The 14,812-nt window shown below is 37.7% G+C and carries 15 protein-coding genes; 3 read left to right on the plus strand and 12 right to left on the minus strand.

The features are described from left to right. Both AC1DRF_RS08645 and AC1DRF_RS08650 read right to left on the minus strand, forming a co-directional pair. Positions 1 to 276, minus strand: a 276-nt coding sequence (locus AC1DRF_RS08645; RefSeq protein ID WP_477740592.1) for a class I SAM-dependent methyltransferase, incomplete at its 3' end; no start/stop codon positions are given. 65 nt (positions 277 to 341) lie between these two features. Further along, on the minus strand, positions 342 to 1,460 hold the full coding sequence (locus AC1DRF_RS08650) for an AbrB family transcriptional regulator (RefSeq protein WP_013055564.1): 1,119 nt from the start codon (positions 1,458 to 1,460) through the stop codon (positions 342 to 344). A gap of 140 nt (positions 1,461 to 1,600) precedes the next feature. On the opposite strand from AC1DRF_RS08650, the gene AC1DRF_RS08655 reads away from it, so the two are divergent. Further along, positions 1,601 to 2,473: a LysR family transcriptional regulator gene (locus tag AC1DRF_RS08655; RefSeq protein ID WP_013055563.1), complete on the plus strand. Its 873-nt coding sequence runs from the start codon at positions 1,601 to 1,603 to the stop codon at positions 2,471 to 2,473. 345 nt (positions 2,474 to 2,818) lie between these two features. Here AC1DRF_RS08655 and AC1DRF_RS08660 read toward each other — a convergent pair whose 3' ends face one another. From AC1DRF_RS08660 to pdxR, 9 genes are all read right to left on the minus strand, one after another. Next, a complete protein-coding gene (locus AC1DRF_RS08660; protein ID WP_477740593.1) occupies positions 2,819 to 3,787 on the minus strand; it encodes a tripartite tricarboxylate transporter substrate binding protein in 969 nt (322 codons plus the stop codon). 24 nt (positions 3,788 to 3,811) lie between these two features. Then, entirely contained in the window at positions 3,812 to 4,483 is a 672-nt protein-coding gene (locus AC1DRF_RS08665; protein ID WP_013055560.1) for a response regulator, read from the minus strand. A gap of 27 nt (positions 4,484 to 4,510) precedes the next feature. Further along, positions 4,511 to 6,100 carry an ATP-binding protein gene (locus AC1DRF_RS08670; RefSeq protein ID WP_013055559.1) on the minus strand — a complete coding sequence of 530 codons (1,590 nt, stop codon included), beginning with the start codon at positions 6,098 to 6,100 and terminating at the stop codon, positions 4,511 to 4,513. Between the two features lie 153 nt (positions 6,101 to 6,253). Further along, on the minus strand, positions 6,254 to 7,558 hold the full coding sequence (locus AC1DRF_RS08675) for a CitMHS family transporter (protein ID WP_427075653.1): 1,305 nt from the start codon (positions 7,556 to 7,558) through the stop codon (positions 6,254 to 6,256). Between the two features lie 328 nt (positions 7,559 to 7,886). Continuing rightward, positions 7,887 to 8,450 carry an ImmA/IrrE family metallo-endopeptidase gene (locus AC1DRF_RS08680; RefSeq protein WP_043980266.1) on the minus strand — a complete coding sequence of 188 codons (564 nt, stop codon included), beginning with the start codon at positions 8,448 to 8,450 and terminating at the stop codon, positions 7,887 to 7,889. Between the two features lie 228 nt (positions 8,451 to 8,678). Next, positions 8,679 to 9,089 (minus strand): CBO0543 family protein, encoded by a 411-nt coding sequence (locus AC1DRF_RS08685; RefSeq protein ID WP_427075654.1) that lies wholly within the window; start codon positions 9,087 to 9,089, stop codon positions 8,679 to 8,681. 456 nt (positions 9,090 to 9,545) lie between these two features. After that, on the minus strand, positions 9,546 to 10,178 hold the full coding sequence (locus AC1DRF_RS08690) for a fumarylacetoacetate hydrolase family protein (RefSeq protein ID WP_013081877.1): 633 nt from the start codon (positions 10,176 to 10,178) through the stop codon (positions 9,546 to 9,548). 293 nt (positions 10,179 to 10,471) lie between these two features. Further along, positions 10,472 to 11,407 (minus strand): homocysteine S-methyltransferase, encoded by a 936-nt coding sequence (gene mmuM, locus AC1DRF_RS08695; protein WP_477740594.1) that lies wholly within the window; start codon positions 11,405 to 11,407, stop codon positions 10,472 to 10,474. Positions 11,408 to 11,541: 134 nt separating this feature from the next. Continuing rightward, positions 11,542 to 12,939 (minus strand): MocR-like pyridoxine biosynthesis transcription factor PdxR, encoded by a 1,398-nt coding sequence (pdxR, locus tag AC1DRF_RS08700; RefSeq protein ID WP_427075656.1) that lies wholly within the window; start codon positions 12,937 to 12,939, stop codon positions 11,542 to 11,544. A 111-nt stretch (positions 12,940 to 13,050) separates the two neighbouring features. On the opposite strand from pdxR, the gene AC1DRF_RS08705 reads away from it, so the two are divergent. Both AC1DRF_RS08705 and AC1DRF_RS08710 read left to right on the plus strand, forming a co-directional pair. Next, complete coding sequence (locus AC1DRF_RS08705; RefSeq protein ID WP_477740595.1) at positions 13,051 to 13,521, plus strand: N-acetyltransferase family protein; 471 nt, start codon at positions 13,051 to 13,053, stop codon at positions 13,519 to 13,521. Positions 13,522 to 13,750: 229 nt separating this feature from the next. Continuing rightward, the gene (locus AC1DRF_RS08710) at positions 13,751 to 13,951 is read left to right on the plus strand and encodes a YolD-like family protein (RefSeq protein ID WP_074893948.1); all 201 of its coding nucleotides are present in this window, start codon (positions 13,751 to 13,753) and stop codon (positions 13,949 to 13,951) included. A gap of 76 nt (positions 13,952 to 14,027) precedes the next feature. Here the strand turns inward: AC1DRF_RS08710 and AC1DRF_RS08715 are convergent. Then, on the minus strand, positions 14,028 to 14,812 hold a 785-nt coding region (locus tag AC1DRF_RS08715; RefSeq protein WP_477740596.1), incomplete at its 5' end, for an LTA synthase family protein.

Below are 14,812 nucleotides of genomic sequence, written 5' to 3' on the forward strand. Positions count from 1 at the left end.
AGATACGTTTTCATGACCATTTCCTGTAATGAAGCCTTCAGCACTTTGCAACATTTGAGGAGTTAAGTCAAAAGCCGTTACTTCTTGAAAGACAGGTGCTAGCTTATTTGCCACGTGTCCTCCTCCTGTTGCTACATCAAGCAGCTTTCCTCCTCTATTTTCTTCAGCAATTTCCGCTAAAACAGCTAAATCTTTGCCTTTCGCATGACCTTTACTTTTGACGTACTTTCCAGCATTCCCCCCGAACTGACTGACCACCATTTCTTTATTACTCATCTATTCTCCCCCCATTTCCCTCTTTAAAACTCTCTCTTACTTTGCCTAGTGCATTCACATATTTATTATGAAACGTGTGAATGTATTCTTTTTCTTTCTCCCCATTGATGAAACATGCGAAACAGCGGAGGAAGAAGCAGCCAAATGGTTAAAATTCGAAGCACTTGGACCGCTACTACCAACGTCGAATCGGCTTGCAATACAATGGATGTAGTCGCCATTTCTGCAATGCCTCCAGGAGCAAAAGCTAAAATAGACGTAATAAGCTCAATTCCAGTTATTTTGGAGACGAATAGTGCACAAACAAACATAGCAGCAATTAAGCCGATTGTATTAATAAGCGCAACAACTATAATTTTTTTTACGCCAATAAACATTTCTTTATGGAAGCGAGAACCAATGCTTGACGCGATAAAAATTTGCGATAAAATCATCACAGAATGAGGCCAGTATGCTTGAAGATTATAGCCCGCGTACGATGAAGCAGCTGTTTGAACAATCGCAACAGTAAGCATTCCCCCTACTAACCAAGGAGCAGGAAATTTTAGTTTTTTTCCTATATAATAGCCTACTACTGCTGTAACGATTAAAACGCCTGTCCATAGCAGTGATTCCCACCCAAAAATACTTGGAGTAGCTGACACTGCATGCCGACCTGTATTACTTCCCCAATAGACCACAAATAAAGGAACAGCAAGCACAACTAAAAACACGCGCATCGTTTGAATGATGCTTACAACTGCCGTATTGGCCCCTACCTCTTCAGCCATGCCTGGCATTGCGCTCATTCCTCCAGGAGTCGTGCCGAAAAAGCTTGTTAATAAGTCTGTGGAACTGAACTTCCATAGCAAATAACCGGATAAAAGAGAAAAAACAACGGACAGCAAAAGCATGATCGTAATGGTGGACCAGTGAGATTGAAACGTAGTTAATACAGACAAGTTAATCTTTTGACCTAATTCAATTCCTAAAATACACTGTCCTGCGTACAGCCAATATTTTGGAATACCTTTTTTGCTTGTTTGAGATAAAAAACCCGGCTTTCGGAAAGCTAGAATAGCAGCTAAAATGAGGGTCCCAAGCATCCAGCCAATGGATAAGCCTGTTAACGATAAAAGAAATCCTCCCACGCTTGTTAATAAAATAAAAAATATAGATTGTAAAAAAATAATTCTTGCGTTCATATCTACTTCCTTCCTTCTACAAGGCTTTTCTTTCTTACACCGAACATTCCTCTTCTTAACTATAGTATAATTTTAGAGATAATTAAAATATCGAAATTTTATTATAAACCATTCATTTTTTTTATTCCTGGAGGGGTAGTATGGACGATCGAGATTGGCTTATTCTACAAGTGTTGTATCGAGAAAAAAACATTACAAAAGCAGCCAAGGAGCTGTTTATCTCTCAGCCTGCGCTTACGCATAGACTGCAGCAGATGGAGAAGGAATTTCATGTTCAGATTGTGAACAGAGGACGCCGCGGAGTTCAGTTTACACCGCAGGGAGAATATTTAGTGAAGTGCGCAGAAGAAATGCTGCTCACGCTTCAAAAAATAAAAGAAAATGTGTTAAACATGGATGATCAATTAACCGGTACTTTACGTCTAGGAGTGTCTAACTTTTTCACTGACTACAAGCTCCCTGGACTATTACGGTTATTTAAAGAGCGATTTCCTGACGTTGAATTCAAAGTCACGACCGGATGGAGCAGTGACATGGCCCACTTACTTTATAAGCACGATGTTCATATTGCGTTTGTAAAAGGTGATTATAACTGGCAGGATCAGAAAGAGTTGCTTTTTAAAGAAACGATTTGCATTGCGTCTGCACAGCCTGTTGACATAAACAACCTTCCCAATATACCTCGAATTGACTATCACCAAGATCGTTTTTTAAAAACATCTGTTGATAACTGGTGGGCTGAAAATTACTCTCAGCCTCCCCTTGTCAGTATTGAAGTGGATAAAGCAGAAACATGCAAAAAGATGGTTGTAAACGGACTCGGTTATGCGATTTTGCCGAGTATGCTGCTTGATGACGCAGCAGAGATTTACAGATACACGTTAAAAACAAAAGACCAGCAGCCTTTAACACGCAGTACATGGATGTTTTATCATGAGGATTCATTAAAAATTAACATCGTAAAAGCTTTTATTGAGTTCATTCAAAACTTGGATTTAAAGGATGTACACTGATAGAAAGAGGTTGAGACATACCGAAATGAATTCAATCTAAAGACGAACAAATGGGATATATGAGCTGAACTGCTTTTGACACCGCAGTTGATTTCCGTGCAAGACTTCGCTTTCCGCGGGCGGCCGRTGAGCCTCCTCGTCGCTTMCGCTCCTGYGGKGTCTCAYCTGTTCCGCTKTTCCCGCAGGAGTCTTCGYCTTGCCCTCCAATCAACTGCTAGAAGGAACGAAACAGATGAAACTATGCTTACCACAACAAAAAAACGAACCACGAATCAAACATCTTGATCAATGGTTCGTTTTTCACTTCGTCTAAAATTCTTTTGTCCCAACGTCTTTCTATTGTATTTATTCATCGTTTGTTCCACCCATTAAGTCAGAATACAGCTTGCTTTGCTGCTCAAGAAAGACTTTAGCACCGCTGCTATTTTTATAAAAAGAGGTTAAATCGTTATCTTTAAGCAGTTGTTCCCATTCTTTTGTATGAACCATTTCATACACTGTCTTATTCCAATATGCTACCTGCTCTTTGGTCATATTAGGCGGTCCCATTAGACCTCTCCAATGGCTAAATGTTACGTCAATTCCCGCTTCTTTCCACGTGGGGATCTCTTTTAGCTCTTCTAGCCTGCTGGGAGAAGAAACGGCGAGTATTCTTACCTGCCCTTGTTCGTACTGCTTTTTTACTTCTGATAATGACATAGGTGCTACATCTAGCTGATGATGAACGAGCGCATCGATCACTTTATGACTGCTGTTGTAAACGAAGAACTCAAGCTTGGAAGAGTCTACGCCTGCTTTTTTATTTAGCTGCATGAACGATAAATGATCGTCGTTTCCTAAGCGAGGTGATATTCCCACTTTCATACTGGATTCACTTTGATTTAACGTGCGTATGAGCTGTTTTAAATTATATATAGGAGAGTTAGCAGGGACCACGATGACCTCCCATTCAGATGTTAAAATAGCGAGCGGAGTAAAGTCTTTATAGGTTAATTGACTTTGCCCTAGCAAATTATTTGTAATCAGCAAACTGGAATTTCCGGAAACAATATTCCCTTCTTTTCTCTGTTTAATATATTTCYATCCTTCTTCACCTTGCCCACCTATTTTATTACTAACAGAAACGGGTACCTTCACAATCTTCTTTTCCGTTAGCACTTGTTGAATGGCTCTTACTGTTGCATCTGCTCCTCCGCCTTTTGCACCGGCTGCCACAATTTCAATTTTTTTCATATCAATACGTTCTTTTTTAGTGGGAGAAGAACAGCTAACAAGCAATACACTTATAAACACTATCATGAGCTTTTTGATCATATATCCCATCCTTCAAGGCTAATGCTACGCTAAATAGTACTTGCGCTCCGGCCGTCCAATAATCCCATAATCATATTCAACGTGACATTCACCAGTTGATACTAGATACTCTAAATATCGTCTAGCTGTCGTTCTAGATACTCCCATTTGTTGCCCCATCTCTTCGATTGTAATTCCTTTGATGCTTTTTAAAATGTCTTTTGACTTTTGTAATGTGATACCATCAATACCTGAAGGAAGAGATTTATCCGCTTTTGGCTTTGTTCTGACATGTCCAAAGTACGCATCAATAAATGATTGATCAACTTCTTTATGCGTACTAAACAGTTCCTTTTTCTCTTGATACTGTTTAATAGCATTAATGAAGGTTTCCATCATAACGGGCTTAATCAAATAATTAACGACGCCGTTTCTCAAACAGATTTCTACAATGTTTTTTTCTGTTGCAGCCGTTACCACGATAACGTCAACTTGTGGAAACTGCGCTCTAATTTTTGGCAGTAAATCCGTTCCCATTTCATCTGGCATATAGATGTCTAAAAGAAGTAAATCAACTTTCTTCTCCTTTAGCATTTCAAGCGTCTCTTTTGCATTCAACGCTTTACCTACAACTTCTACACCATCTACTTCTAATAAAAATCGCTCTTGAACTTGAGCAATTCGAAAATCGTCTTCTGCAATTGCGACTCGTAACATTTCGACTCTCCCCTTACTTCTCATGGTTCAGTTTTTTGGAAGGTAAACTGAAAAAATGGCTCCTCCTTCTGGCTGATTATACACTTCAATAGATCCTCCAAGTTCATCTACCATTTTCTTTATATTTGCCAGTCCGTATCCTCTATCTGTACCTTTGGTTGAAAAACCTTTTGTGAAAATTTGATTTAGTACTTCTTCTGATATACCTGGTCCGTTATCCATCACTTCAATAATTAAATCATGACCAATATCGGTAATAAAAAACGACACTTCTTTTTTAAACTGCTGACTCACCGCTTCAAATGCATTATCAATTAAGTTCCCAATAATGATAATGAGATGAGAAATTTCAATATGTTCTGGGAGCGTATCGAGTGTACTCTCCGAATCAACCGAAAAGTGAATTTTCTTTTCAGATGCTTTTCCAATCTTCCCAAGCAATATTGCTTGGACTTTAGAATCTAATATCTGATCAAATAGAATACGATTTTGTGTTTGGTGTACGGCTGATTCTTTTTGAATAAACTCAAATGCATCTTTGTACTGCCCTAACTGCAGCAAACCCGACAAAACATACAGCTTATTCGTAAACTCATGCGTTTGAGCTCGTAAATCCTCTGAATACCTTCGTACTTCTGAAATCGTATTGATTAAGCTTTTTAATTCTGTCTTATCACGAAAACTAGCGACCACTCCTACAATTCGTTGATGTTCAATAATAGGTGTTAAGTTTAAGATAAACGTTTTTTCATTTAGAAAAATCTCTTGGTCGCTTCGGGCTATTCCTGTATCTAGCACTTCAATCATATTCGTATAAGGAAATACTTCAATGATATGATGATGTAAATATTCCGCCTGTAGCCCTAGCATATTTTTAGCTGATGTATTCATCATCGTAATAAAGCCTTGATGATCAATAGCAATAATTCCTTCTTTTATCGAAAGTAAAATCGCATTTCGTTCACGGTATAAAGAAGCGATTTCATGGGGCTCAAGACCGAGAGTATCTTTTTTAATACTTTTAGCTAAAAAAATACCTCCGATCATACCAAGTAATAAAACAGCTAGTGAAAATAAGATAATTTGCTGAATACGCGTAATAAGCTGAGCATGAACATGAGACTTTAAAAACTCAACCGTCACTACTCCTACGACCTCCGTATACTTTCCGTGACTGATGACAATAGGCGCTTTCCCCATAATAGCAGGACCTGTGGTTCCCTCTCCGTCAAGCGTATAATATCCGCCGAATAATAGTGCTCTATCGTTAACCGCCTCTTTGTTTTTCTTTCCTATCCATTTTTGATTAGAATGAGAATAGATGATTTGCTCACGGTTTTGAACCACAATACTTGCTGCTCCGATTTGTTCCCTCACTTGCTCGGCAAGCGGCTGAATATAGCGACTCGGCTGTTTTTTTTGAAAAGCAGCTTTGACTTCGGGCATAAATGATATTGATTTGGCTGCTTGAAGAGCCAGCTGCTCGGCTTGCCTTTTAGATTCTACAAACTGCATGTAAGAGAAAATACTCGCTAAAAGAACAATAACAGTTATGATTAATGCTGCGGATAAACCTACGATTTTTGTTTGCAGCGATACTTGAAACCATTTTTTCATTTCATCGCACCTTTAGCCTTTACCTTATAGTTCTATTCCTCTTTTATTTTATCAAAATTTTTTGTATATCCGCTCCTTATTCCAAAAGCTTTTTAGACAAAAAAACTTATCAATCCCAAAAGCGGAATTGATAAGTTTTTAGGTTCATGATCTTTACAGCGTAATAACTCCTGTAATAATAGCTACTAAAAGCATCACCATCGCTGTTCCAATCGTCCACTTTAAAGTAAAGCGCTGGAATTCACCAAGCTCGACTTTTGCCATACCGACCAATAGATACGTAGAAGCAACTAAAGGACTTAGTAAGTGAACAGGTTGACCAATCAATGAAGCACGGCCAATTTCTGCAGCATCAATACCGTATGCTGAAGCTGCTTGAGCAATAATTGGTAAAATTCCATAGTAGTAAGCATCATTTGACATAAAGAACGTAAATGGCATACTTGTGATGGCTGTAATCACAGACATGTAAGGCCCTAACGCATCTGGAATTAATCCTACTAAACTATTACCCATTGCATCTACCATTTTTGTACCTGATAAAATGCCTGTGAATACGCCTGCTGCGAATACAAGAGATACAACAGCAAGTACATTACCGGCATGTGCTGTGATACGCTCTTTTTGAACTTCTAAATTTGGATAGTTAATCATGATAGCGATTGCAAATCCAATCATAAACAGAATTTGAAGCGGCATAACTGCTGTGATAAGTCCTACTAATAAGAAAGCTGTTAAAGCAAAGTTTACCCATAAAAGCTTCGGACGCTTGTACTCGATTCCTTCAGCGGCGGCTGCTTCTGCAAAAGCTACTTGAGCATTTGTAACGTCTTGAATATCAATAACACCTAAGCGCTGGCGCTCTTTTTTCCCGAAATAGTAAGCCGTAAATAATAACCAAACAGCTCCACCAATCATGGCTGGAATCAGTGGTGTGAACACCTGTGAAGCATCTAACTTCAATGCGCTCATCACACGAGCAGTAGGTCCGCCCCAAGGCGTTAAGTTCATAACTCCACTACCCATAATAGCGATACAGGCTAAAATCATAGGCTTCATGTTTAGCTTTTTATAAAGCGGAAGCATCGCTGAGAGCGTAATCATATATGTTGTTGTTCCGTCTCCGTCTAATGAGATAATAAGAACTAAAATAGCTGTACCAATTGTGATTTTTAGTGGATCACCTTTTACGATTTTCAAAATTCTTCCTACAACTGGATCAAACAAACCAGCATCAATCATAATCCCAAAATATAAAATAGCAAACATTAACATAACGCCTGTAGGTGCTAATTCTTTTACACCATTTAAAGCCATTTCTCCAATATCACTTGTGAATCCCCCTATGATTGCAAACAATACTGGAATAACCATTAAAGCAATAAGCGGCGTTAATCGTTTTGTCATAATTAGAAACATAAATGTACAAACCATCAAAAACCCAAGAATAGCTAACATTATTACCCCTCCTATTTTTGAATCCGCTTTCRTAACAGTGGAAGCGATTCGTTTGTATGTATGACTCGCATATGTATGCCAGTTCGTCTATACGATTACAACATCGCTTGTTCACTATTAAGTTGTACCTTAAAACTTTAAAATTTTCTGTTTTTTCTTAAAATAATCATAATTTACAGAAGGGTATAGTGTAAATAATTCGTACTATAAAAACTTTTAAAACTTTATGGGTAATTAAATCCTTTTTGTTCATTGGAAGAATAAAAGAAAGGAAGAGGAAAAAAGATAGGAAAATAAAAAACGGAGAGAGAGGAACTATTCTCGTGAATTATTCAATTTGAACTCTAAGAGAATAAGCTCCAGAATGAGGAGTTTTATTCCATTGAGTAAGAGACTCCTCTAAAAATGGAATGTTTTTCAACTTCTTTGTTTGGAACTTTTCTATTTTTGAATATTTCTCTAAAGCATACGTATTAGCAAACATTTCTTGCGTTCTATTTCCTTCTTTTAAAAGCGTTCCATTTGTCATACGATCTACATGATGGCCTAATTCATGCAGAATGATAAAAGCAAATTGATGAGGCTTTTTATTTTTTGTTGTATCGATAAAGACAATAGGACATTCCGTTACTGTATATTTAATATAGTCAATTTCAAACTGAAGTTTGCGCTTATCTTTTGGAAGGTTATCATTAAATTGGCCATAGTACACGCCTAGCACATCTTTCCCTTGCACTTTTACACTGCCTAAGCAATACACACCTTTTAGCCCATCCCAGTCTTTTTCGTCTGTTACATTAGCAATTTCCTGCAGGGCGGCTTTTTGCTTCGCACTCATGACTCCATGAAACGTTACGCCATGAATTTGGATTTTTTCACTACGCTTAAACATCTTCTTGCCTCCTTTGCTAAATTCCTTCTACAACATATTATTTAGCAATAAGTATATTCATTCACAATACATGGTTAAAAACATGAAGTTAATGTCAAGATTCCCGTTTTGATGTTTTTTAACCCTGCTTATATGCTGCTTCGTTTATTTTCTATTTTTACTATATTACATATATAGCCATTAATAAAATATCATTTTTTTATGATTTATCATTACTTTTTTTTATTTCTATTTTTGTTTATCGATAATCTGAAGCCTCCGTATCATTTTTAAATTTAAAACCATTGCTATATAAAGAAAAGGATAGCAAAAAAACGAGTATAGCGTCTTCCATTCGTTATAATAAAACACTTCTGTTTGGGCAGAAATGTATTCAAACAGGGTTGTAAGAATTACCCACACTGTAATATATAAAGCTTTTTTAGCCAAACTCTTGCTCTGTGGATAAAAATTTAAAAACACACTATTCGTTGCAGGATAAACAAAAATAAAAATTAAAAGATATTCAAAATCTACTCCTTTTGTGAAGAATCCATAAAGATCATATTTAACATCAAGATATATATCTGCTACCGATCCTAAAAACATAACAAACAAAGAAGTTATGTACATTTCTATCCAGCTGATACGTTTTGGCATAACTAGTACACTCAAAATAGAAATCACCGTTGTAAGGATTAAGAGCACCATGCTGAGGACCTCGTTTTCTATAGGAGATAGAAACAGCTTTCCCATTGGATATTAAATTCATTCTGAAGGCTAAAAAACTAAGACTTCGCAGAAAAAGAGATTGAGGCATAACGAAAGCAAGCCAAACTAAATACGAACAAATAGGATAAATGATTTGGACTGCGTGGTACACCGCTGTTGATTTTCGTGCAAAACTTCACTTACCCTTCTGCGGGGTCTCAGCCACTCCACTTTCCTCCCGGAGTCTTCGCCTTACCCTCTAATCAACAGCTAGAAGCAAATATATACAATCTACGTTCACCATCACAATAAAAGATCCGAACGAGTTGGATTCTCTATCAAGAATCTCAATTCATCGTTCGGATCTTCCTTCAACTAAACTACTTTTGTTTCAGCTTCTTTTTGTTAACGAAAGGAAATGATGCAAGAACCAAGCTCTTGCTGTCCCCATTTAAGTGAAAGCTCATCATGATGAGTAAGCGGACCTACTCCCTCAGGTGTCCCTGTAAAAATAAGATCTCCTTTATCAAGACCAAAATGTTTTCCTGTAAAATCAATAATCGTTTGTAAGTCAAAAATCAAATCTTTAATATTCCCCAGCTGCACGCGTTCATTGTTTTTCACTAACGAAAAGTCTTTCTTCTTAGATGCTTCTACTCCTTCAAATGGAATAAAGTTTCCCACGACCGCTGAACGTTTGAACCCTTTTGCAAGCAGCCAAGGGTGCTTTTTTTGTTTTAATTCGCTCTGCACGTCTCGAAGGGTCAAGTCTAATCCAATCGTCATCTCGTCAACAAGTTCATCTACTGTTATGCCCTCTTTGTAAGATTGTCCAATATGAAGAATCAGTTCAGTTTCAAAGTGCACCTCTCCTTGGTCGCTAGGAAGAGTGATTGATTGTCCAGCTGCTTCAACGAGAGCGTGAGTAGGTTTGGAAAATAAAAAAGGTGATGTTGGAATATCATTATGTAATTCTTTTGCATGCAGTGCGTAGTTCCGCCCTACACAATAAATATTTTTAATATCTTTCACTTTCATCATCCCTTCTTTCGTTCAAATAAAGATTTTTCAACTTGTATTCTTTTATTTTACAAGAAAAAAAGATTGGGACATAATAAAATGAATCTAATCTAAAGACAGAAAATGGGGATAAATGAGCTGAACTGCTTATGACACCTTTGTTGATTTCCGTGTAACAGCTAGAAGGACCTGCCCACACGAAACCTACGTTCACCATGACCATAAAAAACACGAACGATCTATTTTTGATAGATCGTTCGTGTTTAACGTTAGCGAAACAACTTTTCTCACATTCTCTTTCTTTTAATCCGTTATTTTCTAGCCCATTTTGTAATGCCTTTGATATCATCTGGAGTTGTACGACAGCACCCTCCGATTAACTGAGCACCTGCTTCATACCAGCTGTGAGCGCTGCAGCCATACGTTTCGCCTGCAGATATCCCGTTCCATGTTTTAGATTCAGCATCATAATGCTCCCCTGAATTTGGATACACAATGACTGGCTTATCCGTTTGAGATTTAATTTCTTTAATAAGTGAAGAAATATATTGAGGCGGCGTACAGTTAACTCCAAGAGCCGCTACTTGCTCATAGGAATCCAGATAGCGTGCACACTCCGAGATTAATATTCCGCTGCTAATGTGCAGGTCATCTTTTGCGCTGAACGTAATCCATGCGTACGCTCCTTCAAACTCTTCTAGCAGCCTCGCAATGGCTCTTGCTTCCATTACATTAGGAATAGTTTCACAAGCTAATACGTCTGCTCCTGCTTCAATTAATGCTTTCATACGAGGACGATGAAATTCCATTAACTCTTCTTCTGTTACGTCATACTGTCCAGTATATTCCGATCCGTTTGCTAAAAATGCTCCGTAAGGCCCTACCGAAGCGGCGACAATTGGTTTTGGGCGATTAAGACGATTCTCTTCTTGCTGCCAAAATTCATCTCTTGCTTCAGCCGCAATTTTTACAGATGCTTGAATTAACTCGCGAGCCTCTGCTTCACTCAAACCACGTTTAGAAAAACCTTCAAATGTGCTTTGATAACTTGCTGTAATCGCACAGTCAGCTCCTGCTGAAAAGTAATCTTGATGCACTCTCTTAATCAATTCTGGCTGCTCCATCAGCACTTTAGCAGACCATAAGCTGTCGTTTAGATCACAGCCATATCTCTCCAGTTCAGTTGCCATTGCACCATCTAGTACAATCACAGGAAATGTATGTAAAATTTGTTGGATAGGATTCATTGTTTAATCTAGGGTTGTCCACTAGCAGTTAGCTTCGATTACCCTATCCTCCTTTCAGATAATTTAAAATATATGCAAAAAAGTCTAAAGGACTAGGCAACTTTTGTCAAGAAACCGAAAAAACGAGCATGGATTTATAACCAAGCTTTTTTTAATCGTTTTATTCCTTCTTCTATTTCTTCTCTCCCCAAACTTCCGAAGCCTAACAAAACATGAGGCTTTTGTTTAGGTACTTCCGTAAGCCAATAACGAGAGGTACCGTAGACAGAGACATCTTGCTTTCGAGCTGCGTTAATTAATTGCTGTTCGTTCATATCGTTGTGCACGCGTATAAGTATATGCAAACCTGCAGATTCTCCTGACAACGTGATGTTTTTGTTAAACTCCTTCTGTAAAGCTGCTAAAAGAGTACTGTGTTTCAGTTGATAAGCAGTTCTTACTCTTCTTAAATGCTTACTCCACTCTCCATTTTTCATCATCAGCCCGAGCGTCCGCTGATGGAGAGTTGGAACAGCTTGCTCGTATAAAGAGAAGCGTTCATGATATTCCTTTAGAAGAACTTCAGGTAATACAAGGTAGCTGATTCTTAAAGAAGGCATAAAAGATTTTGAAAATGTACCTGTATAAATGACGCGCCCCTCAGTGTCTAAGCTTTGCAATGAAGGGATGGGAGAGCCTTTATAACGAAATTCTCCGTCATAATCATCTTCAATAATAAATCCGTTGCGGTCATTCGCCCATTTAAGAAGCTCTATTCTTCTTGAAACAGGCATGATCATTCCGTATGGAAACTGATGAGATGGCGTGACATAAACAGCTCGTGCTAGGCTATCATAAAGCTCTTGGATGTTTATCCCTTTGTTATTAAGCGACACGGGTTTTAAGGAAAATCCATGCTGCTTAAATACAAAGCTAGCCCCGTCATAACAAGGGTTTTCAAAGGCAATGTCCCAGATGCTTGGTTTTAGCATCTGCGCTAGTAAACTGAGTGATTGCTGCGTACCTGCTCCAATAATAATTTGATGTTTTGAACAAACCACTCCTCTTGATTGATAAAGGTACGTCGCAATTTCTTCTCGCAGTGATTCTTCTCCTTGACTTTCTTGGTAAGTAAACAGAGATTCTCTATAAGTTTGAAGACTTTCATTGTATCGTTTTTTCCACTCATCCAAGGGAAACAAACGGTTATCAACTTTTCCATACGGAAAATCATAGGTACACGACTTTGTTTCTGAGTGAGGATGTAAAAATACAGTCGGCTTTCTATCTGTTTGCAGTAAATCAAACTGTGTATTCGTTACGTACAGTCCACTTTTGGGCCTGCTTTCTACATACCCTTCAGCTAAAAGCTGCTGATAGGCCATATCTACAGTATTTCGACTTACGTTTAAGTAATCAGCAAAAGACCGGATAGAAGGCAGTTTGTCATTCACTTCTACCCTGCTGGATACAATTTCTTTTTTTATATATTCATATAGCTGGTGATACAAAGGCATATCATCTTTGCGGTTTAATAAAGGTGTGAACTTCACGCTAGCTCCTTTCATCTGTCCCTATTTTATTTTTCAAATCTGGCTCTTTTAGAGGGGATACATTTCTTTTACTATAAGTGTAGATCATCTGATTAAAAAGGAGAAGATTTAATGACTACTATTACAATTCGTCAAGCTAATGCCGCTGACATGGAAGCACTTATTTCATTAATGAACGAATACATTGTTGATTTTTACAAGCGCCCTCAGCCTACCAAAAAGCAGCTGAGAAATTTAATTAATCACTTATTTCAGCATCCGGATGCTGGCGTTCAGTTTATCGCGACTCAAAATGACGAAGCAGTAGGTTTTTCGACGCTTTATTTTACATTTAGCACCACGCGTGTAAAGCCTGTAGCGATTTTAAATGACTTGTACGTTACTGAAAAAGCAAGAGGACAAAAAATCGGAGAAAAGTTATTTTCGACTAGTCACCAGTATACAAAAAAACATCAGTATGMAAMTATGTCTTGGGAAACGGCTTATGATAACACAAGAGCCCAAATGCTTTACAGAAAAATGGGCGGAAATGTAACAAACGATGAATGGATTCACTACGACATTTCAAACGATATTTTATAATATTCTTCCATCCATAAAGTTTTAACACGTTCTTAACACTCCTTTCATAAATGTGTTTTATGATGAATACGACAAATAAATTAGTTTCTGTATGTATTTGTCACATTCTCTGTTAAAGTTTTCACAAAGTGTTCAAACTTTAAGTGAAAACGCTTTCTATTTTTGTGTATAATAAAAATATGCAAATGAAAATGAATGTTACAGCTCGTTAATCATAAACATTTTAAATATGGAAGGAGTTTTGAAGATGATTTTAAAAGCATTAAGAAAAAACGGGGCCGTTACAATTAACTATTATAAAAACGGTTTGCTTCAAACGTTTAAAGGAAAAGTACAGCGCCTAGATTTAACGGACCAAACGCTTTCATTAAAAGATGAACAGCAAAATACTTTCTCTATTCGCTTATCGGGAATTAAAGAAATTTATTGATGAATAGTTTACAGTAAAAAAGAACATGATGTTCATTCTGCTTTGCAGAAGTCATCATGTTCTTTTGATTTTAGCTTTATTTAGCTGATGTTTCTGTTTCTTCTTTCCCGTACATATATTTCGAAGGGTCGACTGTTTGAAAATCCTTCAGCTTGTGGAAACGAAGCAAGTCTCCATAAAGCACTTGATCAGATAACTCCAGTTCTTTTGCTACCTTCTGTTTATAAGCTTTCATTTGATTATTTTCTTTAAGGGCTTGGCCCGTCTTAGAATCATAATACGTTCCATCCACTAATGTATATTTAGGAGATACGTAGTTGCCATTGCGGAATGCCACTACATCATCATGATCCTTAGAAAATAAATCTGTGCCAAATTGGATAAACTCTTTGCTGTCAATCCCTACTAAATGAAGAAGAGTTGGCACAACGTCAATTTCTCCACCGTACGTATGATTAACTCCGCCTTTCACTCCAGGAACGTGAATGAATAGAGGTACACGCTGCAGCTGAGCATTTTCATAAGGCGTAATTTCTTTTCCCATTACTTTTTCCATTGCCGCATTATGATTTTCAGAAATACCGTAGTGATCTCCATAAATCATAATCACAGAATTATCATAAAGCCCAGAAGCTTTCAGTTCTTGGAAGAAAGATTGCAATGATTCGTCTAAATAACGAGCCGTTTGGAAATAACGGTCAACTGTTGCATCGCCCGTGTTAGCCGGCTGTATGCTTGCCTCATTGTTTCCAAGTAAAAATGGAAAATGATTTGTTAACGTAATTAAATGCGCATAGAACGGCTGCGGTAAAGACTGCAGCATTGGAACAGATTCTTTAAAGAACGGTTTGTCTTTTAAAC

The organism is Priestia sp. P5_B4, from assembly GCF_056400385.1.

What these genes read in the sequence shown, in the direction of transcription:
- AC1DRF_RS08650 (WP_013055564.1), bottom strand. Translation starts at nt 1,460, where the DNA reads ATGAACGCAAGAATTATTTTTTTACAATCTATATTTTTTATTTTATTA.
- AC1DRF_RS08655 (WP_013055563.1), top strand. Translation starts at nt 1,601, where the DNA reads ATGGACGATCGAGATTGGCTTATTCTACAAGTGTTGTATCGAGAAAAA.
- AC1DRF_RS08665 (WP_013055560.1), bottom strand. Translation starts at nt 4,483, where the DNA reads ATGTTACGAGTCGCAATTGCAGAAGACGATTTTCGAATTGCTCAAGTT.
- AC1DRF_RS08670 (WP_013055559.1), bottom strand. Translation starts at nt 6,100, where the DNA reads ATGAAAAAATGGTTTCAAGTATCGCTGCAAACAAAAATCGTAGGTTTA.
- AC1DRF_RS08675 (WP_427075653.1), bottom strand. Translation starts at nt 7,558, where the DNA reads ATGTTAGCTATTCTTGGGTTTTTGATGGTTTGTACATTTATGTTTCTA.
- AC1DRF_RS08680 (WP_043980266.1), bottom strand. Translation starts at nt 8,450, where the DNA reads ATGTTTAAGCGTAGTGAAAAAATCCAAATTCATGGCGTAACGTTTCAT.
- AC1DRF_RS08685 (WP_427075654.1), bottom strand. Translation starts at nt 9,089, where the DNA reads ATGCCAAAACGTATCAGCTGGATAGAAATGTACATAACTTCTTTGTTT.
- AC1DRF_RS08690 (WP_013081877.1), bottom strand. Translation starts at nt 10,178, where the DNA reads ATGAAAGTGAAAGATATTAAAAATATTTATTGTGTAGGGCGGAACTAC.
- mmuM (WP_477740594.1), bottom strand. Translation starts at nt 11,407, where the DNA reads ATGAATCCTATCCAACAAATTTTACATACATTTCCTGTGATTGTACTA.
- AC1DRF_RS08710 (WP_074893948.1), top strand. Translation starts at nt 13,751, where the DNA reads ATGGAAGGAGTTTTGAAGATGATTTTAAAAGCATTAAGAAAAAACGGG.